This is a genomic window from Urbifossiella limnaea, from assembly GCF_007747215.1.
Lineage (GTDB): Bacteria > Planctomycetota > Planctomycetia > Gemmatales > Gemmataceae > Urbifossiella > Urbifossiella limnaea.
This window is the reverse complement of record NZ_CP036273.1, coordinates 4,662,027-4,687,936: the sequence shown is the minus strand read 5'-3', so window position 1 is coordinate 4,687,936 and position 25,910 is coordinate 4,662,027. Positions and strand designations below refer to the sequence as shown.

Sequence of the window (25,910 nt, the reverse complement as noted above, 5' to 3'; positions counted from 1 at the left end):
GAATCCGGAAAAAAGTTTGTCAGCCCGGGTCGGCCCCGGCGACGGCGTCCTTGAGCCAGGCCCGGGCGTAGGTCCAGTGGCGGTAGGCGGTGGCCCGGGACAGGCCGAGGGCGGCGGCCGCATCCTCGACCGACACGCCGGCGAAGTGCCGGAGCTCGACCACACGGGCGGCGACCGGGTCCTCGGCGGCCAGCCGGGTGAGGGCCGCGTCCAGGGCGAGCAGCCGGTCGCCGTCGACCTCGGGCGCGGCCGGCACGTCGGTCAACTCGACCCGCCGGCGGTCGCCGCCGTGCTTCTCGGCCCCCTTTCGCCGTGCGGCTTCCACCAGGATGCGGCGCATGGCTTCGGCGGCCGCGGCGAAGAAGTGCCCGCGGTTGTCCCAGCGGAGCGCGTCGGCCGGGCCGACCAGCCGGAGGTACGCCTCGTGGACCAGGGCGGTCGGTTGGAGGGTGTGGTCCGGCGACTCGGCGGCCATGCGGGCGGCGGCAAGCTTCCGCAACTCGTCGTAGACGAGCGGCAGCAAGTCGCCCGCGGCGCGGCGGTCGCCGGCCGCGGCAGCATCGAGGAGACGAGTCACGTCGGACATGGAGGCGAGTGTAACCGCCAGGTTACGCGGGGACGACTCGGAAATAGCGGTACGGCCATCAGCATCGCCACCGGACGGCTACGACGTAGGCGCGTCGGGCCGCCTGTTCGCGGCGGTTGGCAAGTCATTGCTTACAGCCCGACCGCGCGGTCTAATTCGGCCCGACAGAATCACTTTCTCCCCCCGGTTGCCAATGCCCGTCAGCGTCCAGTGCCCCGAGTGCGGAGTACGCCTCAACGCCCCGGATGCGGCTGCGGGGCAAACCGCGGAATGCCCCAAGTGCCACGCCCCTGTCCGCGTCCCCGCGCCGGGTGTCGTCGAGATCGAAGTCGATGAGGACGACGCCCGCCCGCGTCGGAAGCGGCCGGCCGACGACGTGGACGACCGCCCGCGGCGGGCGGGGAGCAAGTCGGCGAAGCAGGGTTCGTCGGTCGTTGTCAACGTCGTAGTCTTCGCGGCAGTCCTCTTGCTCGGCGGGGGCGGGTTCGCCGCGTACTGGTTCGCCTTCGGCGACAAGGAGAAGCCAACTCGTCCCGCGCCGCCGGTTGAGTTGATCCCCACCAACTGGAGCCAAATCGGCGACGTGAAGTTGAGGGTCAAGCGGGCGTTGCTGCGGGCGCCCGTTACCGTGGGCCCGGACGGCGCGGACGAGCGGATCGCACCGATGGAACTCTCCATCTGGGTCGAGGTGGCGAACACGTCGGCCGACAAGAAGATGCTTCACCGCCCCTGGATCGGCGAGATGCCGAATGGTGACACGCGGCTCGACGTGGAGGCCGTAGACGACTTGGGGAATCAGTACGGGCTTGTATCCGACCCGGGCCGGGACGTGAAGGACAACGACCCCGCGGCGTCCGACGACATGAACCCCGGCGACCCGCCGATCCTGTTCTGCTACCGGTTCGAGCGGCCGGACAGAAAGGCCAAGGAGTTGCGGCTGTCGGTCCGGTCCCCGGTCCGGAACCCGCCACCAGGGCGACACGAGTTTCTCATCCCGGCGGAAGAGTGGAAGCGCTAAGTAGTTCGGCCGAAGTTTCCGGACGCCCGTTCCTCCCTAAGCTCAGGCGGGGGAGGGAGATCCGTGGTGGCACTTCGGCTGACCGCCCGTGACCGTGAGGCGCTGGCCGCGACGGCACGCTCCAACGCCGACGCCCGGGAAACCCGCCAGGCGCTGGCCCTGCTCGACCTGGACGTGGGCGAATCCCCGACGCAGGTCACCAAGCGGTATCGGGTCGGCCGGTCCACCGTGCACGAGTGGGCCGCCCCGGTGGGGGAGACCGACCGCACCCCGGGCCGACCGCACCCGGGACGCCGACCGGTCCGGACGGCCGCCAGCACGGCCCGGATCGCCGGCTCCAGCTCGGCCGGCCCCGCCCCGGCGGCGTCCTGCTGGGTGCCCCCGGCGGGCTACACCACCGACACGGCGTCGTCCCCGGCGATGGCGTCGCCGTTGAGCAGCTTCCCGGTCAGGTAGGCCCGGGCGTCGCCGGGGCGGAAGCCGGTGCGGGCGGTGTCGAACCGGACCACCAGGTCGAGCCGGCCGTCGTCGTCCACGTCGCGGTACTCGACCTGAGCCCGGCCGCGCCCGTCGCGGCTGATCGAGTCCTCCTGCCCGGTGCGGCCGAACCGCAGCGACGCCACGTCGATCGACCGCACGTCCAACCCGGCCGCCCCCATGATCGCCACCTCGATCTTCCCGTTGCTGCGGCTGTTGATGTGCCGGCCGTCCGGGATCACGTCGATCGTCACACGCTGCGTCGCCGCGACCACGGTCACGACCACGGTCGCCTCGCCGGACAGCCCGCCCGGTTCGCTCGCGCGCACGGTCAGTTGGAACTGCGCCGTGGTCGCGATCACCAGCGCGGCCGGGTTGGCGACGGTGATCCGCCCGGTCGCGGGGTCGACTGCGAAGGCCGAGTTCGTGTTCCCGCCGACGATCGAGTACGCGAGCGCGGCCCCCTCGACGTCCTGCCCGGTCACGGTGCCGACCTCCGTCCCCGCGGCCGCCCGCTCCCGGACCGTGAACGGGCCGCCGGTCACGGTCGGGGCGTCGTTCACCGGGGTGACGGCGATCGTCGTGGCGGCGGTGGCGGTGAACGGGCCGCCGGCCCCGGTGTTCCCGTTGTCGTTGACCGTGGTCGTGAGCGTCGCCGACCCGGTGAAGTTCGCGGCCGGGCGGAACCTGAGCGTGGCCAGCGCCGCGTTCACCACCGCCTGCGACCCCGTCACCGTCAGGCTCGCGGAGTTGTTGCCGGTGAAGCCGGTGCCGGTGAGAGTCCCATTCGTGGCCGTCACGGAGGCGGTGAACGTCCCGGCGTTCCCGTCGGCCGTGTCGGCGACGGCCACGCCGCCCAGCGCGGTCAAATCCAGGACCGTGTCCTCCGCGGTGGTGGCGGTCGCCGGGGCCGCGACCGTCGGCCGGTCGTTCACGGCCGTGACCGTCACCCGGACGGTGCCCACGGCCGTCCCGCCGTTCCCGTCGGAGATCGTGTAGGTGAAGGTGTCGGTCCCGTTGAAGTCCGCGGCCGGGACGTAGCTCACCACCCCGGCGAGGAGAGTGACCGTCCCGTGGGCCGGCTGGGTGACGGCGACGACGGTGAGCGTCTCCCCGGTGTCGGGCGCGAACGTGTCGTTGGCCAGCACCGGAACGGCCGTGGGCGCCGCGTCCTCGGCGACGGTCAGCGCGTCCGTGTTGGCGGTCGGCGCGTCGTTGACCGGTGTCACGATCACCGTCACCCACCCGGAGGTGGTGCCGCCGTTCCCGTCCGACAGGGTGTAGGTGAAGCTGTCGGACCCGGAGTAGTTCGCCCGCGGCGCGTATCGGACCACCCCGCCGACGAGCGTGGTCGTCCCGAAGGCCGGCTGCGTGACGGCCGCGACGGAGAGCGTCTCCCCGGTGTCGGGGGCGAACGTGTCGTTGTCCAGCACGGGCACCACCGTCGCCGCCGCGTCCTCGGCCACGGTCAGCACGTCCGAGGTGGCGGTCGGCGCGTCGTTGACCGGCCGCACGACGACCGACACGGTCGCGGTGGCCGTGCCGCCGTGCCCGTCCGTGATCGTGTAGCTGAACGAGTCGGGCCCGTTGTAGTTCGCGTTCGGGGAGTATCGAACGACCCCCCCCGACAGCGACGCGACGCCGTTGGCGGCCGGGCCGACGGACACGACGGTCAGCGACTCCCCGACGTCCGGGGCGGGCGAGTCGTTGGTCAGGACGGGCACCACGGTCGCCCCCGCGTCCTCGTCCACCACGAGCGAGTCCGCGGTCGCGGTCGGGTCGTCGTTCACCGGGGTGACCGTGATCGACACCGTCGCCACGTTGCTCTCCAGGCTCCCGTCCGACGCCCGGAAGGTGAAGCTGTCGGCCCCGAAGTAGTCGGCGTTCGGGGCGTAGGTGAACTCGCCCGTCGCCGTGTTCAGCGTCACCGTGCCGTGAGCCGGCGGCGCCACGACCGCGTAGGCGAGGCTTCCGCCGTCCGCGTCGGTCACGGGGAGGGTGCCGGCCGCGGGAACGTCCTCGTCGGTGGACACCGCCAGCGCCTGCGCCACCGGGGCGTCGTTGACGGGCGTGACGGTGACGGCGAACGCGGCCGCCTGCGGCGGCGCGGCCCCGTCGGACAGGGAGAACGTGAAGCCGTCGGCGGTCGTCTCGGACCCGTCGTGGGCGTAGCTGACCCGACCGGCGTTCACGTCCGCCTGGGTGAACACCCCGCCCGCCGCCAGCGCGATCCCGCCGAGCCGGAGCGAGCCGTGGGCCGGGGCGGTGGTCACGGTGTAGGTGAGTTGGGCGGCGGAGTTGTCCACGTCCGTGGCCGTCAGCGCCGCGGGGGTCAGCGGCGCGGACGCCCCCTCGGCCACGGTCAGGCCGGCGTTCACCGCCTGGACCGGCGGATCGTTGACCGGCCGGACGGTGATCGTGACCGTCGCCACCCCGCCCGGGGCGGTCCCGTCGCCGGTCCGGTAGGTGAACGAGTCGGTGCCGAAGAAATTCGGGTTCGGGGTGTAGCTGAACGTCCCGTCCGGGTTCAGCGCGAGGGTGCCGCTGCTCGGCCCGGACACCAGGGCCGCCGTCAGCAGGACGTCGCCGTCGGCGTCCGTGTCGTTGGCGAGTACCCCGCCGCCGGCCCCGAACGTGGTGTTGAACAGGACCGCCCCCGACAGCGGCGGGTCGACGGTCCCGTTGAAGTTGAGGTCCTGCTGGACGAACGTCGCGGCGAACCGCGTGACCGCCCCCGCCGGCCCGTAGGCCACGTCGTAGACCGTGAACCGGCCGGTCAGCTGGTTGAGCCCGCGGCCGTCGCCGGACACGTCGAGCCCCGGCCGGTCGGCCGCCTGGAACGGGAACCGCTGGGCGTCCAGGTACGTGCCCGGGGTCAGCAGGGCGTTGCCCGGGGCGGCGAAGTCGAGCGTCCACCCGCCGACCACCGTCGGGTCGCTGACCCGGACCTCGACCCCGTTGTCGAAGTTCGTCCGGGCGGTGAACCCCGAGCCCGGCGGGGCGTAGTCGAGGACGAGCGGCTGGTTGGTGCCCGGACTCCCCTGGCCGACAAAGTCGCCGGGCTCGCTGACCATCCGCAGCCGGGTCACCGGGCCGACGGTGATCGTGAGCGTCTGGTCCTCGTCCACGGTGTAGGCGTCGTCCCGGGCGACCGGGGCGTCGTTCACCGGCAGCACGCGGACCGTCACCAGCCCGTACCCGAACGCCCCGGCCGGGTCGGACACCTTGAACACGAACTGGTCGGTGCCGTTGAAGTCTGTCGCGGGCGTATAGGTGTACGACCCGTCGGCGTTGACCGTCACCGACCCGTGGGCCGGCAGCCCCTCCGGCGGCACGTCGCCCGAGAACGTCAGCGGGTCGTTCTCGACGTCCCGGCCGGTGACCGTCCCCGAGACGGGCGTGTCTTCGTTCGTCGTCGCGCTCTGCGTGGTCGGGAAGGCGACCGGGGCGTCGTTCACCGCGTTGACGGTGACGGCGAGCGTCTTCGTGCTCGGCTGCGGCCCGCCGGCGCCGGTGTTCCCCTGATCGTTGGCGGAGACGGTCACGGCGTCCGGCCCGTTGTAGTTGGGGGTCGGGCGGTACCGGAGGCCGGTGGAGGCGGCGAGCGTGGCGTTGATCGCGGCGAGCGGCGCGGTGACGGTGACCGACCCGGTGCCGTTGTTCTGCACCTGTGCGGCCGTGACCCCGCCGCTGACCCCGGTCGTGGCGACGAGGAGGCCGCCGTGCCCGGCCGCCAGCGTGACGACCACGTTGGCCGAGCCGGCGTCCACGTCGGTGATGTTCACCCCGCCGAGCGACAGGATGACGTCCTCGTCCGTCGTCACGGCGGCCGGGGCCGTCACGACCGGGGCGTCGTTCACCGGGGTGACGGTGACGGTCACGACGGCGGTGTCGGTGAGGGTGCCGTCGCTGACCCGGACGGTGAACGAGTCGGTACCGTTGAAGTTCGAGTTCGGGGTGTAGCTGAACGACCCGTCGGCGTTGACGGTAGTCGTCCCGTTGGCCGGCAGGGAGGCCCGGCTGAAGGTCAGGGTCTGCCCGTCCGGGTCGGACGCCAGCAACGTGCCGGCGAACGGCGTATCCTCGGCGGCGGTGACCGTCTGGTCGTCGATGACCGGCGGGCGGTTCGCGCCCAGGACGGTGATCGTCACCATCCCGACGTCCGAGCCGGTCCCGTCGGTCACCGTGTAGATGAAGCTGTCCGTTCCGACGTAGCCGGTGGCCGGCCGGTAGAAAATCCGGCCGTCCGAGAACACGGCGAAGACGTCCGCGTGCGCCGGGCCGTTCCCCGTGACGACGGAGTACGTCAGCGGGTCGCCGTTCGGGTCGGTGGCCGTGACGCGGTCCTGGAGGGTGCCGCCAGCGGCGACCGTGAAGGCGGCGTCGGGGCCGTCCGGGGCGCCGGCCACCGCGACCACGTTGACGGTGATCGTCGCCGTCGGGCCGGTCAGCTGAGGGTCGTTCGCCCGGTAGGTGAACGTGGTGGTGCCGACGAAGTCGGGTGCGGGGAAGTACACGAACCGCGCGACCGTCGGGTCGTTGCCGCTGAGGGTGACCCGGCCCGTCCCGGCCGCCGGCTGGGTGAGGATCTCGTACGTGATCGGGTCGAGTTCGGGGTCCTGGACGAACGGCAGGTTGATCCCCCGGACCGTGTCCTCGGGGATCGTCACGGAGAACGACTGTGCCGCCGGCGGGCGGTTCGGCGTCTCGTCGTCCCTGACCACGACGGAGGCCGTCGTACTCGGGAACGCGAGCGCGGGGCCCATGTTGAACCGGGCGAGCCGGTAGTCGGTGCCCCACCCGGCCAGCGCGACCAGCTTGCCGTCCGGCTGGAGGACGGCATCAAACACCACCTCGGTGTCGCTCGGCACGAGCGACTGCTGGAACCGCCCGTCGCCGTCGAACGTGACCGCGTCGAGGGTGCCGTCCGGGAGGAACCGGACCAGCGCCGCCTGCCGGTTCAGCGGGCTGTCCGACAGCTCGGCGTAGCCCGCGAGCACGACCCGGCCGTCCGGCTGAAGAACCAGGGCGCTCGGCACGTCGTCGAGGCCGGTTGAGAACCCGGTCGTCACCGTCCCGTCCCCGCCGAACGTGGCATCCAGTGAGCCGGCCGAGTCGAGCCGGGCGGCGGCGAAGTCGGTGAAGTTGTTCGTCGACCCGCTCGCCGACCCGGTGGCGACGCTCGCCCCGAGGACGATCCGCCCGACCTGGTCGGTCTCGATCGCAAAAATGTCGGTGAAGGCCGCCGGCGTCCCGAAGTCCAGGAGCCGTACCCCGCCGGACCCGAACGAGGTGTCCGGCGACCCGTTGGCGAGGAACCGGGCCACCTTGTTCCCGCCGGCCAGGAGGAAGCTCCCGCCCGGGTAGACACTCACCGCCCGGGCGTTGCCGCCGTAGGACGGTCCCCCCGCGACGTTGCTGTAAACGATCCGTCCGGGGGTCGCGGGGCTGCCGAAGCTCGTGTCGTAGGTGCCGTCGGGCAGCAGCCGGGCCGCCTGGAAGAAGACCGTCCCGTTGGCCGCCACGGCGAGCGTGATCCGGCCGAACGTCGGGCCGTTCGCCAGGTCGACGGCGACGTCCTCGACCCACCCGTTGATCGCCGTCAGGTCGGCAATGCCGGTGCGGAGCCCACCGGAGGGGCTTCCCGCCCCGAAGGTGGTGTCGAGGGTGCCGTTGGCGTTGTACCGGGCCAGGAATGCCGTCCCGGTCCCCTGCGCGTACTTCCCGCCGACCAGGATCTTGCCGTCGGGTTGCACCACCACGTCGGACGGGACCGGGAATCCGCCGTCGGGGAGCGGCGTGGTGACCGTGCCACCGGTCCCGAACGTGCTGTCCGGGGTGCCGTCGGCGTTGAACCGCTGGACGCGGACGGCCGCGGCACCCGTGCCGTCCTCACCGGCGACGACGAGCTTCCCGTCCGGCTGCCGGGCGAGGGTCGCCCGCGGCGGCTGGATCTCCAGCCGCAGGTCCGTCGCGGCCGTCCCGCCGGCGCCGAACGTCGTATCCAACCCGACGGGCGACCCCTCCCCGGCGGCGACCGCCTGGGCGGTGAGGAACACTTGCTGGATGTCGTCCGCGATTGCGTCGTCCACGGCGGTGACCGGGAACGTCAGTTGGTACTCCCCGGCCGCGAACGTGACCGACGGCGGGACCGTCGCCTCGGTCGTGTCACTGCTGGTCAGCGTAAAGGTGATCGGCAGTGACAGGTCACCGAACCGGGCGAAGGTCACGGTCGTTGCGTTCGGCCCGGCCGTCTCGCTGACGACCGCCGGGTCGGCGAACATCTGGTACGGCCCCGGCGCCGGTACGTCGAGGGTCAGGGTGGCGGGCCGGCGGCCGCCGAACTCCGTCCCGGCGAAGGTAACCGAGGCGACCGACGCCTGCGGCAGTTCGGCCCGGACCGTAACTTTCCGGGCGGTCGGGGTCCGGAGGAGTTGCGTGAACACGCCCGGGTTCAGGCTGAACTCCTGGTACCCGGTCGCCGTGACGGAAGCCGAGCCGACCACCGCGCCGGGCGCGGCCCCGTCGCCGGTCGTCACGCTCCCGTCCCCGACGTAGACGACGAAGTTGACCTGGGGCGCGGCCGTGCCGGCCGTGAACGCGGTGACGTCCAGCCCCACCGTGGCGGCCCGGATGGTAGTTCCCGGGGCGAGGCGGGAGAGGTCGAACTCGAACACCCCCCGGGCGATCCCCGGAGACGCGCCGGTCGAGGCCTGCCACCTAACGGGGACGGTGTCGCCACCGCCGTAGGCGGCCTCGAACGTCCCGTCCAGGTCGGCGTCCGTGACCAGCCCGTCGGCCGTGGTGACGAATCCGACGTTCGCCGGGACGGTCCGGTCCTCGAGCAGCTCGACGCCCGGGCGACGATTCCCGGGCCGGGATGGCGTCTGCGGGCGGCGGGCCGGCCGGCCGAGTCGTGCGGCGAGGGTCCGGAGCAGGGAGCGGAACGCGGGGTGGGGCATGGGAGAGTCCGTACTCGGTAACCGGTGGGGGTGGTCGAGTCCGACGAGCCGACAGGGGAGGCTGGTCCCTGTAGGCAGGTTGCGAGAACCGGGGCCGTACCGGCCCGCGGGTGAGGGGGCAGGTGCGACCGGCGGCGCGGATCCCGGCTCAAGATAATGTGGGAGATTGACGGGTTCTACCCCGGGCTGAGATTTCTGGCTGCCCCACATGTCCGCCGTTCAACTTCCATCCAATCCGTTCACGGTCCGGCCCACACGTGTTGCCAAATCGAAACACCGTAACCGTTCACACCCCGGCGGGTCTGTCTTGACCCGCGCTGGCGGCATCGGCCATCCTCGGGCATGACCCGGCCCGCGTCCATCCCCGCCGAGCTCTGGGACGCCATCCCGCCGAACCTCCGGCCGGCGATCGCCGCCGTCGTCATCGGGCTGGAACGCCGTATCGCCGACCTGGAAGCCCGGCTGAACCAGACCTCGGCCAACTCCTCCCGCCCGCCGTCGGCCGATCCGCCACACGCCAAGCCCGCACCCCCCAAACCCCCGACCGGCAACAAGCGAGGAGGACAGCCCGGGCATCCCAAGCGCGACCGCACCCTCCTGCCGCCGGACGTCGTCGTTCCCCTGAAGCCCACACGCTGCCGTCGCTGCTGCCAACGCCTCGCCGGCGACGACCCGAGCCCGCTCGTCCATCAGGTTCACGAGATCCCCGCGGTCAAGGCCCACGTCACCGAGTACCGCTGCCACCGGCTGACCTGCCCCCACTGCCGGGCCGTCACCTGCGCCCCGCTCCCGGCCGACGCGGTCGGCGGGTACGGGCCGCGCACCCAGGCCGTCACGGCGCTGCTCGCCGCCGGCCACCGGCTCGGCAAGCGGGCCATCCGTCAGGCGATGAACGACCTGTTCGGCCTGCCGATCAGCCCGGCGGCGGTGTGCGACCTCCAGAAGCGAACCGCGGCGGCGCTGGCGCCGATCCACACCGCCGCCCTGAACCACACCCGGACTCGACCGGCCAACGTCGATGAAACCGGTTGGAAGCAGGGGCGAGACAAGGCCTGGCTGTGGGTCGCCGTCACCAGGCCATTCACGGTGTGAGACTCACGGATTCCGGCTGACTTTCGCCTGACGGGTCTTCTTCCCCTCGTCGAGCAACCGGGCCGTGGAAACATGTGGGCTCTTGTCCTTGATCCGTCGGGTCGCCGTCCTCGTCGGCTTCCGGGGCGGCGCTTTCTTGATCCTCCCAAGGTCGACCTTGCCCGCCCACTCGCGGAGGTGGCCGGCCAACTCCGGGCTGGGCATCGGACCGAACGCCTCCCATTCCGACGCGGGCAGGGCGATCATCATCCCCGCGTACACCATCGCCCACTCCAGCGCCAGGTAATACCCCGACACCTCCTCCTGCACCTTCTTCTCACCATGCACCGCCCGCAGGGCCGCCTTCAGTACGGCCAGCACGTTGTACGCGGCCACCGCCACGCAGAACCCGAACAGCGCGGCCCTGGGGTACCCCAGGGTGTTCACCTCACAGTTCAAGGCGACTGTCAACTCGTGGAAGGCCCCCTCGATCTTCCACCGCTTGAGGTAGATCTCGGCCACCTTCTTGGCCGGCACCTTCGCCGGCAGGTTGGTCAGGATCTCCACCTCCGCGTCCCCGTCCGCGGTCGGCGCCCGCAGCCGCACCCGCACCTGCCGCAGGCGCACCAACCGCGCCCCACCCCAGCAGACCCAGACCCGCCGCTCGCCCACCCAGCCCCGGTCCGTCGCGACCTCGGCCCCGTACCCGGCTTCGGCCTCGACGCTCAGGTTCCCGTGGCGTCGGATGACGACGTAGGCCCGCCGGGCGGCCACCTCACACAGGAACTCCGCCGTGCAGAAGTTGCGGTCCGCGACCCACACGTCCCGCTCCCGCACCAGCGGCACAATCTGGTCGATCAGCGCCCGCTCCTGGGTGTGGGCGTCCTCGCACGGGACGATGTCGGTGACCAGCATCAGGGCCGGGTCGAGCACGACCAAACTCTGCCCGGGCAAGGGGCCGGCGGTGTGCCCCCGGGTGACGCCCAGCCGCCGCTGGGTGGCGGCCAGGTGGTTGCCGTCGAGGACCCGCACCCGGTAGCCCGGCAGCAGGCTCTTGCACCCCCCGCCCAGCGCGGTGATCAGCCCCTCGCACCGGCCCGACACGTGCGCGACCAGCCCCGCGGACACGCCCGTCTCGATGTTCCGGAGCTTGTCGTAGACGCACTTGAGGGTGACCGGGACGCGGTCCCGCAGGTGCCGGTAGGCGGCCTGGACGTGGAGGGCCTTGCCGCCGACCACCAGGGTCATCAGATCGACCGTCGTGGAGAACAGCAACTCCCGGGTGTACCCGCGCTCGGCGGTCCGGTCGAACAGCGCGTCGAGGGCCGAGGCCGAGAGGGCGTGCTCGATGGTCGCCCGGGACATCACGCTGAGCGGGCTCTCCTCTAGGAACCGCTCGAAGACCCCACCGAACAGCATGGGCGCGCCCTCTCCCTGGCTTGGCCAAGTCCCTGCCAGCGGACGGCTTACGACCGGGATGCGTCACCGTGAATGGCCTGGTCGCCGTCACCACCCTCGTGACCGCGTTCGTCATCCGCCCCAGGCGGAACCGGGCCGCCTTCGACGACCTGGTCGGCCCCCGGCCCCCGACGCTCACCACCGATCGCTTCCCCGTGTACTCCCACCTGCCCGGCGACAAGCGGCAGGTGTGCTGGGCGCACCTGCGGCGCGACTTCCAGGCCATGATCGACCGGACGAATGCCGGGTCGGCCACCGGCGAGGACCTGCTCCTGCACGCCGACATCCTGTTCGAGCACTGGCCGCGTGTGCGGGACGGGACGCTGACCCGGGCTGGGTTCCGCTCGCGGTATGTGTCGTGGCTGCGGGTCGAGGTGAGAAACCTGCTTCGACGCGGGTCGGCATCCTCGTGCGCCAGGACGGCGGCCACCTGTCAGGAGGTCCTGGCGGTGGAGGCGTCGCTGTGGACGTTCGCATCGACCGCCGGGGTGGAACCGACCAACAACGCCGCGGAGCGGGCCGTTCGCCACGCCGTGTGCTGGCGGAAAACCAGTTACGGCACCGACAGCGACACGGGCAGCCGGTTCGTGGAACGGATGCTGACGGTGGTTGCGTCCTGCCGTCAGCAGGGGCGAAACGTGCTGGGATTCTTGATCGAGGCGATTCAAGCGGCCAAAACCATGAGCACCGCTCCATCACTCCTCCCCAACGGGGTGTGAACGGTTACGAAACACCTTCAAGGCCGCTCTCCGACCGACGCCCAGTTATCCCGAGGGGGTCGCGGCCTGGACTCGTATCCTCGTCCGCGCAGCCGTCCGCGAGCCGCAAGACGCTTCCGACTCTCGACACCCGGGGGTGAGATGGCCGGCTCGGCATGTCCTCCGCCGGTGGATCGGGACGGTCACACCGGACTCCGCCGTCAAGCGGGGCGAGGGTCGGAAGACTCGTGCGGGTGGGTGGGTCGGATCGACGGCGCCTGGTCCACCTGTACGCGGTGTCCCTGGTGGGAGGAGGCCTATGGTGAGGCAGGTCGCCCTCCCGTTGCCCCGTGACGTCTCCCCGCCGCGTCCAGCCGGCCACGCCCCGGCCCCGGCCGCACGACTCTTCCGACTCTCGGACCCGTGGGACAGACGATAACGACGAGGGTCGGAAGAGTCGTGCAGTTCCCGGTCGTGGGGTTGTGGGCATCGGTCGGCGGGGTAACGCTTGTCGACCCGCGCAGAATGCACGACTCTTCCGACTGTCGGCGACCGCCCGCGATCCAGTCGGCGAAGGTCGGAAGAGTCGTGCAGTACCTGGGTCGCCGCGAGGGAATTAGGGCCGAGGGGTCGAACCATGAGTAGTGCAAGACGCTTCCGACTGTCGTTCGTCCCGACCGCTGCGGCCTCTCCACACCGCGGGCTTCCTGGTCCAGGGGACTCGACCCTGCGAGCGCGGGTCGGAAGAGTCGTGCGGGGTCGGTCTCGTCCCGATCGCCTGCACCGAGCCCTCGGCGGCCGACGGCTAGTGAAATCCCGGACGGGCTCAGAGCCCGTCCGGAGTTCACGTTGCATCGGCCTACCGCCGGGCGAGGCGGATGCTCCCGCCCCACACGCCCAGGCCGAGCAGCCCGAGCAGGAACGCCACGAACGCCCACCACGACTGGAACGCCAGCCCCAGCACCCCGGCCACGACCGCCGCCCCCGTCGCGTGGAGCTGGTTCAACTTCTGCCGCGCACCCATCACTTACCTCCTTCGGTCTCGATTGTCGAATATCGCCGCCTACTGCGGCCGCGGCTTCCGGCCAGGAGCCAGCAGCGCTGGCGGGGGCGACGGGACCACCGCGCCCTGCCCGTCGCCCGCCGCCGCCTTCAGCCCGCGGGACCGCCGCTGGACCTCCGCGGCGGCCCCGTCGAGGCCGTCCGCCTGCCACGCCGCCGCGAGCTTGTCCAGGCCACCGGCCCGGCCGGCGGCGCCGGCCAGGAAGTCGGCCTCCAGCTCCTGCACCGCCTGGGCGGCCAGGAGCACCTTCACCCGGTCCACCAGCGGCCCCAGGATCGTCGCAAACATCCCCCACCTCCCCTCGTGATGACGGCCCTTCTCATTCACGATCCGGTTGAGGGCGTCCGTTTCATCGCCTTGCGGTCGAGTAAGGTTCGGACTCGGTCCCGCACGGTCTGGTAGTAGCTCAGGCTGCTCCGGATCGACCGCCGCAGGTCGGCGAGCGTGTCGAACAGCCGGTTGTGGGTCGCCCGGCGTCGGAGGAGCTTCCAGAACCGCTCGATCGGGTTGAGTTGCGGGCTGTAGCTGGGGAGCCGCTTGAACTCCAGGTGCGGGTTGTCCCGCAGGGCCTCGTCGATCGGCCTCCCCCGGTGCCACGGGGCGTTGTCGATGAGCAGTACCACCCGCTTGTGGATGCCGGTCGGGTACATCCGGCCGACGTGCCGGAGGTGGGCCGCGAACGCCTCCTGCATCCGCCGGGTCTTGCTCTTCCCGGTCTTCTTCTTGGCGTCCTTCGGGCTGTCCACCAGGTTCGCGTGGACGGCGGCAGTCGCTAGGTTGACGACGGCGAAGACGTACAGCAGGTGCTTGCAGTCCCGCGTCCCCACCACCGGCCGGTGGCCCTTCACCCCAAGGGTCGCGGTGAGGGTCGGGACCATCGGGAACCGGGCCTCGTCCTGGCTCAGCAGGACGAGGTCGCCGGCCGCCGCCCCTTTTTGAGGTCGGCGATCTCCTCCCGGGCCGTCGCCTGCTTGGCCGGGTCGCCGCGGAGGAATCGGTACGTCGGCCGGTACGGGCGGATCCCGTGCTTCGCTCCGAACGCCTGGAGGGCCGACTTCCCGACCCGGACGCCGCGGGTCTTGAGCAGGTGGTCGGCCAACTCGGGATAGGTCCAGTTGGCCCGGTCGAGCCCGTGCCTGGCGGGGCCGTCGATGACCCACTGCCGGAGGACCGGGGCCAGGTCGGGGGTGAGCGTGGGCTTGGCCCCGGGTGCCTTCCGGGGGCGGAGCCCGTCGAGCCCGCGGTCGAGGTAGGCGTTGAGCCACCGTTGGACGGACCGCGGGGAGGTGCCGGTGTCGGCCGCGATGTCCGGGTGGCGGCGGCCCCGGTGGGCCATCAGGACGATCTGGACCCGGTGCCGCAGTTTGGCGTCGGGGGTCTCGCGGAAGGTCGCTTCCAGGCGTTGCAGGTCGTCGTCCGGTAGGGAGATGCGGATCACGGCCGGTCCTCGGCGGGGTCGGGAATCCTGCCGGAGACAGAATAGACACCATCACCCGGATCGTGAATCAGGAGGGCTCGTCGTGGAACGCCTCCCACTTCTCCGCCAGCTCGCGGCGGAGCTGGCTGACCCGCCCCGCGGAGACGCCGAGGCGGGCGGCCGCCGCCCCCGTCCCCCACCCCGCCGCCAGTAGGTCCAGGGCCTCCCGCTTCGCCGGCGGTAGGCCGCCGCGGAACCGGGGGAAGTCGACCCGGAAGGCGGCCTGGTCGGGGACCTTCACCCGCGGGTCGGCCGCCACCAGTTCTGCCGCCACCGCCTCCCCGGAACACCGGCGCCGACCTGGCACCCGGTCGCCGATCCGATCCATCCGCACCCGGCCGCGGAGCCGGGCGAGCGGCGAGAGGGCGTCGCGGACCTTCTCCGCCCCGCACACCCGCCGGCCGGCCAGCGCCGCCTGGGCCGCGCGCCGGGCGATGGTGGTGACGAAGCCGGCCGGGTCTTTCCCCCGACGCAGCAGGGCGACGTAGCAGCGCCAGGCGAGGGCCACGGCCTCGGCCGCCAGTTCCTCGCGGGCGTCCGGGCACGGCACCCGGCGGGTGGTAAACCGGGCGACCGCCTGAACTCGCGGCAATGCAGCGGCAAACGCCTCCCTCGCCGCCGGTACGATCATGGCCGCCGTCAGCGTGACGCACATGCTGTGTCTCCGACGTGTGCATGCTGGGCCGGTCGGCGACGTGGCGGCCGGCGGGGCCGGATGCTGCTCGTCCCCAGTGATGCTGACAGCCGGAGCTGGCGGATTCAGGTGGTCAGCGGCGAGGCGGGGTTGCCCTGGGGACAGGGACTACGGCGGGTCGCTGTGGCCCGAGACGTCGGCCACCAACCTCACAGTGTCGACTCAGTGTCGAGTCGGATTGTGACACTTCTCGAGGACGCAAGTGACATAGGTGTCAGATGTTACGGACCGAGAACCCCGCAGTGTCGAGTGTCGCAAGGGGCCGAACGATCACATCATTCGGAGGAGTCTGACGAACCACCGCCGGATGCTTCACCACCGCACTCGACACTCGACACTGCACCACCCGCGTATCATAAATCCTTACTCCTGAATCTGTTCGGTCGGAAGACAGTGTCGAATCGGGACTCGACACTGCGTCGACACTACTCCCGCAGACCGGCCCGCCCGGACCTCTCACACCGTCAACCGTCAGCCCACCTGGGTCGCCGATAGGCGACATTGGAACTGGATCGAAAGGCCCCACACAAAGCGGTCGGGAGCCCCATGGCGGAGACGGCGACAACCAACCTGCTGGCCCGGATCACCCAGACGCGGTGCCGGTGGAGGCGCAGCACCATCTCGACCGCGTTCCTGTGGTTCCCGTCCCGCGGTGCGGGTGCGGGTCGTTTCCATGTGCCGGTGGCCCTCGGCCCGGTGTCGACATTCCCGCGGGCGTCGTCCTACCGACCTGGCGACTTGAGCGAAAATCGGCGACAGTACGGTGGGGAGTTTCTGTTCCAGGGTGGATCACCGGCTGTCGGCAGCACACCCCGGGCAACTTTAATCAATCCGGCGCGGCGGTTGCTGAAACTCCGGCAGAAGACAACTCCGACCCTCACGGACGAGGCAGCCGATGCTCGTGCTCACCCGCAAGACCGGCCAGGAAATCGTCATCGACGGCGAGATCCGCATCACCGTGACGTCGATCGGCGACGGCCGCGTGAAACTCGGGATCTCCGCCCCCTCCCACGTAAAAGTCGACCGTGCCGAGGTCGCTGCACGTATCGCGGCCGAGGAGGCCGACGCCGCCGTCCTCGTCTGCGGTTGACGCCCACCCGGACCCCGCCTATTTTCCTGGCCACTCGGCCAAGGAAGGCCGGCGCGGGCACGGACGTCCGGTGACACCCCGTCGATCGACCTACGGGTCGGCCGGCGGGGTTGTCGCTTTTTCAGGGCTGCAGACCGCCTTTCAAGCCCGACCTGCACTGACGCAGAATGACCCACGCACTGTGCGAAATGTGGGTAAGCCTGGCCGCGCTGAGAAGGGCGTTGCCCCTGCTTCGCGGCCGGTGGATGCTCTTCGACGGCGCGATCGCTTGCCAGCCAGTTCCCGGGCGCATACCTCTTCCGTTCCCATGTCTTTGGAGGCGGTTGGCGATGACGTTCGCGGAGGCAGTGGCGGAGTTGTGGGCGAAGCACCCGAAGGCCGAGTTGAGCCCGTCTGTCAAGCACGGTCCGGCCTTCACCAGGGCTGCCCGAGTCACGTTCAAGAAGGACAAAGGCGGGATGTACTCGGGACGGGATGCGGACCGCACCGAGGTGCTGGTCTACTTCAACGACACCGCGAACATGATCGCCTGCACCGAGATGGAGCCCGACCTCGGACCCGATGAGGAGTAGGCTGCTCAAGCCGCTTACCCAGTCCGCCGATATTCCCGGGTCTACCACCCCCGGAGCCGGACTGGATGACGCCGCCCGATCGCCCCAAGCGGTGCTGCCCGAAGTGTCAGGCCGCGAGCTACCTGTTCCGCGCCAGAAAGACGGTCGAGGAGGCGGAGGGGAAGTACGTCGACACCAAGTACCGGTGCCGCTCCTGCTCACACCAGTGGTGGGACCGCGTCGCAGTTCCGCCCGAGATGCCGCAGGCTGACGACGCGGCGGGACCTTGCGCGAGCCACCCACTTCTGCCAACCTGCGGGGATGACCGCCCGCGAACCTGATCGCTTGGCATTCGCCCGGGTGCTATCCGTCATGATGCACCCTGGACCTGTGGGAGTGCTGATACTGCATACCCGTCCGGTGACGCTGCTGATGGCCACCCCGTCGCTTTCGAGTCGTCCCATCGCCACCCCGCGGTTACACTCGGCTGAATGTGCGATGTGACCCGTCTCCTGGAAGCCGCCCAAGCCGGTGATCGGCAGGCCGCCGCGGAGTTGCTCCCACTCGTGTACGACGAGTTGCGGCGGCTCGCGGCCGCCCGCATGGCGGCCGAAGCCCCCGGCCACACCCTCGACGCCACCGCTCTCGTGCATGAGGCGTACATACGGCTGATCGGCGGGGAGAACCGGCCGACGTTGGAGCACCGCCGGCAGTTCGTCGCCGCCGCCGCCGAGGCCATGCGCCGCATCCTGGTCGATCACGCCCGCCGGGTCCGGGCCGAGAAACGCGGCGGGGGCGGCGCCCGCGTCCCGATCGACGACCTCGCATCGCCCGCCGACGATCCGACCGACTGGGTTCAGGTCGACGACGCCCTGGAGCGACTCGCCACCCTCGACCCCGGTGCCGCCGAGATCGTGCGGCTGAAGGTGTACGGCGGTGCCTCAGTCGAGGACGCGGCCGAACTGCTCGGGTTGTCACGGGCGTCGGCCTACCGCGACTGGGCGTTCGCCCGGGCCTGGCTCCGCGACGCACTCGGGCGGTCGGAACAGAAATCCGGAAAACGGTGAGACGAATCCGGGGCCGTTTCCGCGATATGATCGTCGCGCGAACCCGGAGGCCGCCATGCCCGTCGATCCCCTGCGTCTGAAAGCGGTTTTCAGCGAAGCACTCGTGCGCACCGATTCGTCCGACCGGGCCGCGTACCTGGCGGCCGCGTGCGGCGACGACGCCGACCTGCGTTCACGGGTCGAGGCGTTGTTGCGGGCCAGCGAGGAGCCGGATTCCCTGCTCGATGAGCCCGCGCCCCCCGGCCCGACGAATGTCACAGGCACGTCCGCGCCGGACGCGCATCGCCCGGAATCCATGGCCACCGGCGACTTCGGATCGAGCGGAGCCACTGGCACCTTCGCTGGCGCCGCAACCCGCAATGAGCGTGCCGCTCCCGCCGAGTTGGGAACGGTGATTGCCGGGCGGTACACGCTGGTCGAGGTGATCGGCGAAGGCGGCATGGGAAGCGTCTACCTCGCCAGTCAGTCCGAGCCGGTGAAGCGTCAGGTCGCGATCAAGCTCATCAAGACGGGGATGGACTCGAAGGCGGTGCTGGCCCGGTTCGATGCCGAGCGGCAGGCGCTCGCGTTGATGGACCATCCCAACATCGCCCGCATCTACGACGGCGGCGTCACCCAGGCCGGCCAACCCTTCTTCGTCATGGAGTTGGTGAAGGGCGTGCCGCTCACCGAGTACTGTGACCAGAAGCGGCTGACCGTCGACGCCCGCCTCCAACTGTTCGTGTCGGTGTGCCAGGCGGTCCAGCACGCCCACCAGAAGGGAATCATTCACCGCGACCTGAAGCCGGGCAACGTGCTGGTGACCGAGGTGGACGGGCGGCCGACGCCGAAGGTGATCGACTTCGGCGTGGCCAAGGCGAACGAACTGAAGCTCACGGACCTGAGCTTCGCGGACACCGGCGCGATCGTCGGCACCCCGGCGTACATGTCGCCCGAGCAGGCCGACCCGTCCTCGATGGACATCGACACCCGGACCGATGTGTACGCCCTCGGGGTGATGCTGTACGAGTTGCTGACCGGCTCGCCGCCGATCGACGGCAAGCAGTTCAAGCGGGGGGCGATCCTCGAAATACTGCGGATGGTGCGGGAGGTGGACCCGCCGCGGCCGAGCACGAAACTGAGTACGGCCGACGACCTGCCGAACATCGCGGCCAACCGGAGCATCGAGCCGGTCAAGCTGACGAAGTCGCTGCGGGGAGAGCTGGACTGGGTGGTGATGAAGGCGCTGGAGAAGGACCGCACCCGCCGCTACGAAACGGCCAACGGGTTCGCCGCCGACATCCAGCGCTACCTGGCCGATGAGGTGGTCGAAGCCCGTCCGCCGAGCCGGGGCTACCGGCTCAAGAAGTTCGTCAAACGGAACAAGGTGCAGGTGCTGGCGGCGAGTCTGGTGCTGCTGGCGCTGGTCGGCGGCATCGTTGGGACGAGTCTCGGATTGGTGCAGGCCGAACAGGCCCGTGCCGCCGAGGCAAAACGCGTCACCGAACGCGACGAAGCCCTCGGCGAACGAAACACGGCACTGGGCGAGGCCAAGGCGGCACTGGGCGAACGAAACGCGGCACTGGGGAAGGCGACGGAGGCGCTCGGAAAGGCCGATGAGTCACTCCGGAAGGAGGCCCTGCGCGTCAAGGAACGGGATCAGGCCAACCTGGAACTCAGCCGGCAACTCGGCAACAGCAATTTCCTCGTTGCTATGGCCGGCTACGAGAATCGCGATGTCAAACAGGCCACTGAGCGGCTCGCCAAAGTACCCGCCAGTGAGCGAGGTTGGGAGTGGGACTATCTGAAGCAACGGACGCGCGGCGGAATATTCACGCTCTATGGGCACATGGGCCAGGTCAGCAGTGTCTGTTTCTCCCCCGACGGGATGCGGATCGTGACCGGCAGTTGGGACAACACGGCGAAGGTCTGGGACGCACGGACCGGCACACTCTTACTCGACCTGAAGGGGCATACGCATTTGGTCAGCGGTGTGAGTTTCTCCCCCGACGGCACACGGATCGTGACCGGCAGTCCGGACAAAACGGCGAAGATCTGGGACGCACGGACGGGCAAGCCCTTACTCGACCTGAAAGGGCACGCCGGCCCGGTCAACAGTCTGTGTTACTCCCCCGACGGGAAACGGATCGTCACGGCTGGCGTCACGGCGAAGGTCTGGGACGCGCAGACTGGCGCACCGCTTGTCGACCTCAAAGGGCCAAGGGCCGCCGTCCAGCGTGTGAGTTTCTCCCCCGACGGGACGCGGATCGCCGGCAGCGGATACGTGAGTTTCAGCCCCGGCGGGGTCGGCGGCGTGAGTTTCTCCCCCGACGGGACGCGGATCGTTACCGATGGTACGTACGGGGGGCAGGTCTGGGATGCGAGCACCGGTGAACCCGTGCTCGACCTGAAGGGACAGCGAGAACAGTCCAGTCTGGACACGGCGAGGGTGTGGGACGCGCGGACCGGCACGCCCTTGCTCGATCTCCGGGGACACAAATCAGCGGTCAGTAGCGTGAATTATTCTCCCGACGGGACACGGATCGTCACCGGAAGTTGGGACAAGACGGCGAGGGTCTGGGACGCGCGGACCGGCACGCCCTTGCTCGACCTAACCGGGCACACGGGCCAGGTCAGCGGTGTGAGTTTTTCCCCCGATGGGACGCGGATCGTGACCGGCGGTGGTAACCAGGATCAGACGGGTGAGATCAACGTCTGGGACGCGCAGACTGGCATGCCCGTGCCCGAACTCAACGGCCACACACACAACCTCACCAGTGTGAGTTTCTCCCCTGACGGGACTCGAATCGTCACGGGCAGTCTGGACAAGACAGCGAAGGTCTGGGACGTGCGGACCGGTACGCTCGTGCTCGACCTCAAAGGGCATACCTCCGGCGTTACGAGCGTGAGTTTCTCCCCCGACAGTACGCGAATCGTCACTGGGAGCAGTGACACAGCGAAGGTCTGGGACGCGAGGACCGGTACGCTCGTACTCGACCTGAAGGGGGGCGTCACGAGTGTGAGTTTCTCCCCCGACGGGACGCGGCTTATTACTGGCGTGAATGTCAATACTTTCGGATCCGTCACGGTCTGGGACGCGCAGACCGGCAAACACCTGCTCAAGTGGGAAGTGTTTCTAGGGGTCGAGAGCCTGAGTCTTTCGCCCGACGGGACGCGGGTCGTGACCGGGCATAATACAGCGAAGGTCTGGGACGTTCGCACCGGCAAGCAACTGCTCGAACTGGACGGGGCGGGCTGCGTGAGTTTCTCCCCCGATGGGTCGCGGATCGTCACCGGCGGTGGCGTCACCGCCGGACTGGACAACGCGGTGAAGATCTGGGACGCGAGTACCGGCAAACACTTAGTCGACCTGCGGGGCCACGGCAATTTGGTCACGAGCGTGAGTTTCTCCCCCGGCGGGACGCGGCTAGTCACCGGCAGTTGGGACAACACTGCGAAGGTTTGGGATACTCGGACCGGCACGCCCCTGGTCGAACTCCAGGGGGGGCGGGCCTGGGTCAAGAGTGTGTGCTTCTCCCCCGACGGGACGCGGATCGTCACAGCCAGCGGTCAGACCGCAAAGATCTGGGGCGCACGCACAAGCACGCTCGGGCTTGAGCTGAACGGGACCACGGGTAAGGTCACATGCATGAGTTTCTCCCCCGACGGGACGCGGTTCTTCACCGGGGGGCGTACAGCGAAGGTCAGGGACGTTCGCACCGGCAAGCACCTGCTCGATCTGCCGGTGTCTGAAGTGGAAGAAGTCACAAGTGCCAGTTTCTCTCCAGACGGCACGCGGATCGCGACCGGCACGAATGACGGGACAATACGGGTATGGGATGCCCTAACTGGTAAATCCCTGTTCGCGATCGAGGACGAGGAGGTCGATGGTCCAGTCACGAGCGTGAGTTTCTCCCCTGACGGGACGCGGATCGTCACCGCCAGTCCTTTTGAGACAACGGCGAAGGTCTGGAATGCTCTCACCGGCAAGCACCTATTCGACTTGCCGGGGCACGAGCGCAATGTCCGCACAGCCGGGTTTTCCCTCGACGGAAAGCGAATCGTCACCGAGGGCGGGTGGAATTACGGCCCAACGGGAGAGTGGAAGGTTTGGGACGCGCAGACAGGCCGGGAAATCAAAGGCGAGCCGATTCCTCAAACCCTTCGGTTTGGCGAGCTGAGCCCTGACGGCAAAATCTTCGCCCATCGCGATGGCGACCGCATCGTGCTGATTCCCTCGATTCCAGAAGCTAGAGAGTTGGAATATCGCCAAGTTCACACGCGGCCCAATTACTGGCGCTATCTAGAAGGCTACACCGCCGCCCGCCAGACCAACGATCCCGTCGCGGCCCGATTCTACCTCGACCGCATCCTGTCGATCCCCGAGCACCGCACCACGGCCCGGTTTTCGGAACGCAACGCATCGCAAGCCGATCCGCTCGTCATCGCCCGCACCGGCTTCCACCACACCGCACTGGCGAAGACCCCCTACGACCGTGGCACCGTGGCCCTGCTGGCCGTCCGCGGCGACCGCCTGGCCCGGCGTCTCGTGGCACAACAACTCCTGCGCGACGGCAAGCCCGGGCCGGCGATCCCGCTGCTGTTCATGTGCATGACATCGCGCCCGTCCACCAGCCCGCCGGTCGAGGAGTTGCTGCTGGCGCAAGCCTGCCTCGACCTGAAGCAACCCGATGAGGCGAGGCGTTTCTACAAGGCCGCCACCGAATGGCTCGACCGGCCGCGCGACCCCAAGGACAACCTCGGCGTCGGCTTCTCCGCCGCCAACAGCGACCCCCGCCGCAACCCGTTCGACTGGGAAGCATGGCACGAGTGCGACGTGTTCCGCGCGGAGGTGGAGAAGGCACTCGCAAAGGGATAACTGGGATCACAATCTCGAAGCCCTTGACCAACGGCGAAGGGCACCGGACGCGGAGAGTGGCCAGGCGTCACGCGGTACGGGCTTGACGGACAGCCCTTACATCGGGCAGGAGACCGCCCACGTCAACGCAGGCGGACCGGCCGGCGAGTCGATTGAGTACGTCGCGGAGGTACGACCACGGGTCGAGGCGATGCCGGGTCGCAGTGGCGCAGACGCTGAGCAGCACGGATGCGGTCTTCAACCCACGATCTCCACCGACATGCAGCCAGTTGGCGCGGCTATGCGGAGCTCCGCATAGCCGCGGCTATGCCCAGTCCCGCGCTATGCGGAGTTGCCGGTAGTCGGTTCCGCGTCCCCCACGTCATGGCCTTCACTGCCTGTTTCCGAACTCCGCATAATTCTGACAGCTCCCCGACCCAATTCCCGTTCGGAGAGTTCGTCATGTTCGACCGATGCTTCTGCCCGCGAGTCGCCAGGCGGCTCCGTGCCAGCCCGGATGCCGACTGGCTCGGATCGTTCCTCGCGGCCCTCCATCGTTGCGGGTACGCCAGACTCACCGTCCAGTTCTACCTCCGGGAGGCCGAACTGTTCGGCCGCTGGCTGCGGCGGCACCACCGGTCGCTGACCACGCTCACCGACGCCGACGTGCGGCGATTCGCCACCCGCCCGCCGCTCCGGCGACTCAGGTGCAACGCCCGGTCCGCTGGACACCACCTGCTCCGCCACCTCCGGGATCGCGGCCTCGTTCCGCCACGGCCCGCGCCGGCCCCGGCCCGGATCGAGCGGGTTGTCGCCGCCTACGACACCCACCTCCGGGATGCCGCCGGGTTGGCCCGCCAGGCGCGGACCTTCTCGGGGCGGTGTGTGGACATGCCGGAGTTCTCCCTCGGGGAAAACTCCCAGACTACCGGACGGCGGAAGGCGTCAATTCACCGGACAGGTAGTGCGCCGGTTAAACCGGCGAGGAGTCGCGAATGGAAGAGTCGCACGGGGAAGGCCCAGCCAGCCACCCCGACCCCGAGTCATGCGTGGACGGCCGCAAGGCCGTCGGCGAAGCGTTGACAGGGGCACACGCGGGTCAGCCATCGAGCTGCGAAATCAGGTCCTCCGGGGTGCCGACGCCGTTAGCTGAGGCGGAAGGCCACACCGACGGCGACGTCACAGGCGAGCCGCTGTCGGACCCCGCGCAGTCGGAGACCCTGTACACGCGTGGAAACTCCTCGCACGGGAACCGGGAGATCCCAGCCCCACCCGCATCGGGCATCGCGGGTCGGCCAGAAAAGGCCACAAGCCGCACCTCTGGCGCGCACGGGGTTGGGAAGTCGGAGGGCGGCGTAGTACCGAAGAACTCGTCGAACAAGGGTGGGCTCTTGCCGCCGGCGGAGACGGGGGAGGGAAGGCCACCCGCCGAGGGGAACACGACCAGTGAAACTGCGAGCCGGACGCAGAGCCGGGGTCTCGCATCGACGGATCTGGGACGTGTGCGTGAAGTCGCGCGCAAGGATAAGAAGGCGAGGTTCACTGCCTTACTGCACCACATCACCATCCCGCCGCTGTTCGAGAGTTTCTTCGCGCTCAAGCGCGGGGCGGCTCCGGGTATCGACGGGGTGACGTGGGAGCGGTACGAAGCCGACCTCGAAGATCGTGTCGTGGACCTGCACCGGCGGGTCCACGCGGGAACCTATCGGGCGTTGCCGTCCCGGCGTGTCTTCATCCCGAAGGCCGACGGGCGGATGCGACCGCTGGGCGTCGCGGCGTTGGAGGACAAGGTGGTCCAACAGGCCGTGGCGAAAGTTCTCGGGGCGATCTGGGAGGTTGACTTCCTGGGCCTGTCGTATGGGTTCCGCCCCGGGCGCGGCCCGCATGACGCGCTGGACGCGCTCTGGGTGGGGCTGATGCGGAAGAAGGTGAACTGGGTGATCGACGCAGACATTCAAGGGTTCTTCGATGCCGTGAGCCATGAATGGCTGTGGAAGTTCGTCGAGCACCGGGTCGCCGATCGTCGGATGCTCCGCCTGATCCGGAAATGGCTGAGGGCGGGTGTGTCCGAGGACGGTCAGTGGACCAAGACGGAGGTCGGAACGCCGCAGGGTTCGGTGATTTCACCATTCCTCGCGAACGTGTACCTGCACTACGTTCTGGACCTGTGGGTCAACCAGTGGCGGAAGAGGAACGCGAAGGGCGATGTCCTCATCGTCCGATACGCGGACGATTTCGTCCTGGGGTTTCAGCATCGTCACGAGGCCGAACAGTTCCTGGGCGAACTCCGGGAACGGTTGGAGACGTTCGGCCTTCGCCTGCACCCCGAGAAGACGCGGCTCATCGAGTTCAGCCGGCTCGCGGCTTGGCGGCGATGGGAGCGGGGGGAAGGGCGGCGGGAATCGTTCGACTTCCTGGGTTTCACGCACCGCTGGGTGCGGAAGCACGGGAAGGAGGGGTTCATCGTGCGACGGACGACGGCGAAGAAGCGACTACGAGCCAAGCTGACGGAGGTCGGCGAGACGTTGCGGAAGCACCGCCACGCTCCCCTCGGTCGGCAAGGCCAGTGGTTGGGCCGGGTGGTGCGGGGGTACTTCGCCTACCATGCCGTCCCGGGCAACATGGCGAGTCTGGCCGCGTTCCGGGAACAGGCGGTCCGACACTGGCTTCAGGCGTTACGACGCCGAGGCCAGAAGGGCCGAATGAACTGGGAGCGGTTCCGCCCGCTGATTGCCTTCTTCGTTCCGCGACCCAAGATCCAGCATCCCTATCCGAACGTGCGGTTCGACGCCAAGCACCCGAGGTAAGAGCCGGATGCGGTAATTCCGCTCGTCCGGATCTGTGCGGGGGGCGGCCCGAAA

16 protein-coding genes and 2 pseudogenes are annotated in these 25,910 nt (G+C 69.5%); 10 read left to right on the top strand and 8 right to left on the bottom strand.

All coding sequences use genetic code 11. The features are described 5' to 3' along the window. Positions 1–19: 19 nt before the first annotated feature. Positions 20–586 (bottom strand): ECF-type sigma factor, encoded by a 567-nt coding sequence (locus ETAA1_RS19185; RefSeq protein WP_145241277.1) that lies wholly within the window; start codon positions 584–586, stop codon positions 20–22. A 193-nt stretch (positions 587–779) separates the two neighbouring features. Here ETAA1_RS19185 and ETAA1_RS19180 point away from each other — a divergent pair, with 193 nt between their 5' ends. Both ETAA1_RS19180 and ETAA1_RS19175 read left to right on the top strand, forming a co-directional pair. Next, positions 780–1,604, top strand: a complete 825-nt coding sequence (locus tag ETAA1_RS19180) for a hypothetical protein (protein ID WP_145241275.1) — start codon at positions 780–782, stop codon at positions 1,602–1,604. A 66-nt stretch (positions 1,605–1,670) separates the two neighbouring features. Beyond that, entirely contained in the window at positions 1,671–2,060 is a 390-nt protein-coding gene (locus ETAA1_RS19175; RefSeq protein ID WP_145241273.1) for a COG3415 family protein, read from the top strand. Here the strand turns inward: ETAA1_RS19175 and ETAA1_RS19170 are convergent. After that, positions 1,994–9,043 carry an Ig-like domain-containing protein gene (locus ETAA1_RS19170; RefSeq protein ID WP_145241271.1) on the bottom strand — a complete coding sequence of 2,350 codons (7,050 nt, stop codon included), beginning with the start codon at positions 9,041–9,043 and terminating at the stop codon, positions 1,994–1,996. The two genes, ETAA1_RS19175 and ETAA1_RS19170, sit on opposite strands and share 67 nt — an antisense overlap. A 342-nt stretch (positions 9,044–9,385) precedes the next feature. Here ETAA1_RS19170 and ETAA1_RS19165 point away from each other — a divergent pair. Further along, positions 9,386–10,117 (top strand): annotated as a pseudogene (locus ETAA1_RS19165) (DUF6444 domain-containing protein); the annotation flags it as partial. Between the two features lie 21 nt (positions 10,118–10,138). Here the strand turns inward: ETAA1_RS19165 and ETAA1_RS19160 are convergent. Then, complete coding sequence (locus ETAA1_RS19160) at positions 10,139–11,533, bottom strand: transposase (protein WP_145233609.1); 1,395 nt, start codon at positions 11,531–11,533, stop codon at positions 10,139–10,141. A gap of 80 nt (positions 11,534–11,613) precedes the next feature. On the opposite strand from ETAA1_RS19160, the pseudogene ETAA1_RS19155 reads away from it, so the two are divergent. Then, positions 11,614–12,291: pseudogene (locus ETAA1_RS19155) on the top strand (IS66 family transposase); the annotation flags it as partial. Between the two features lie 838 nt (positions 12,292–13,129). On the opposite strand, the gene ETAA1_RS32165 reads toward ETAA1_RS19155, so the two are convergent. The 5 genes from ETAA1_RS32165 to ETAA1_RS19135 all read right to left on the bottom strand — a co-directional run bounded on the left by ETAA1_RS32165 (position 13,130) and on the right by ETAA1_RS19135 (position 15,465). Next, positions 13,130–13,294: a hypothetical protein gene (locus ETAA1_RS32165; protein ID WP_202920250.1), complete on the bottom strand. Its 165-nt coding sequence runs from the start codon at positions 13,292–13,294 to the stop codon at positions 13,130–13,132. Between the two features lie 39 nt (positions 13,295–13,333). Further along, on the bottom strand, positions 13,334–13,621 hold the full coding sequence (locus ETAA1_RS19150; RefSeq protein WP_145241264.1) for a hypothetical protein: 288 nt from the start codon (positions 13,619–13,621) through the stop codon (positions 13,334–13,336). 35 nt (positions 13,622–13,656) lie between these two features. Further along, entirely contained in the window at positions 13,657–14,211 is a 555-nt protein-coding gene (locus ETAA1_RS19145) for a transposase (RefSeq protein ID WP_145241262.1), read from the bottom strand. Positions 14,212–14,234: 23 nt separating this feature from the next. After that, a complete protein-coding gene (locus tag ETAA1_RS19140; RefSeq protein ID WP_145241260.1) occupies positions 14,235–14,771 on the bottom strand; it encodes a helix-turn-helix domain-containing protein in 537 nt (178 codons plus the stop codon). A 67-nt stretch (positions 14,772–14,838) separates the two neighbouring features. Next, positions 14,839–15,465, bottom strand: coding sequence for a sigma factor (locus ETAA1_RS19135; protein ID WP_145241258.1), 627 nt, complete (start codon positions 15,463–15,465; stop codon positions 14,839–14,841). A gap of 934 nt (positions 15,466–16,399) precedes the next feature. On the opposite strand from ETAA1_RS19135, the gene ETAA1_RS19130 reads away from it, so the two are divergent. From ETAA1_RS19130 to ltrA, 6 genes are all read left to right on the top strand, one after another. Continuing rightward, on the top strand, positions 16,400–16,594 hold the full coding sequence (locus ETAA1_RS19130; protein ID WP_145241254.1) for a carbon storage regulator: 195 nt from the start codon (positions 16,400–16,402) through the stop codon (positions 16,592–16,594). Between the two features lie 329 nt (positions 16,595–16,923). After that, positions 16,924–17,166: a hypothetical protein gene (locus tag ETAA1_RS19125; protein WP_145241252.1), complete on the top strand. Its 243-nt coding sequence runs from the start codon at positions 16,924–16,926 to the stop codon at positions 17,164–17,166. A gap of 65 nt (positions 17,167–17,231) precedes the next feature. After that, positions 17,232–17,486 (top strand): hypothetical protein, encoded by a 255-nt coding sequence (locus ETAA1_RS19120; protein ID WP_145241250.1) that lies wholly within the window; start codon positions 17,232–17,234, stop codon positions 17,484–17,486. Between the two features lie 150 nt (positions 17,487–17,636). After that, positions 17,637–18,212, top strand: a complete 576-nt coding sequence (locus tag ETAA1_RS19115) for an ECF-type sigma factor (RefSeq protein WP_145241248.1) — start codon at positions 17,637–17,639, stop codon at positions 18,210–18,212. 55 nt (positions 18,213–18,267) lie between these two features. Continuing rightward, entirely contained in the window at positions 18,268–23,070 is a 4,803-nt protein-coding gene (locus tag ETAA1_RS19110; protein ID WP_145241246.1) for a serine/threonine-protein kinase, read from the top strand. A 1,028-nt stretch (positions 23,071–24,098) separates the two neighbouring features. Then, positions 24,099–25,856 (top strand): group II intron reverse transcriptase/maturase, encoded by a 1,758-nt coding sequence (gene ltrA / locus ETAA1_RS19105; RefSeq protein WP_390621221.1) that lies wholly within the window; start codon positions 24,099–24,101, stop codon positions 25,854–25,856. Positions 25,857–25,910: the final 54 nt, after the last annotated feature.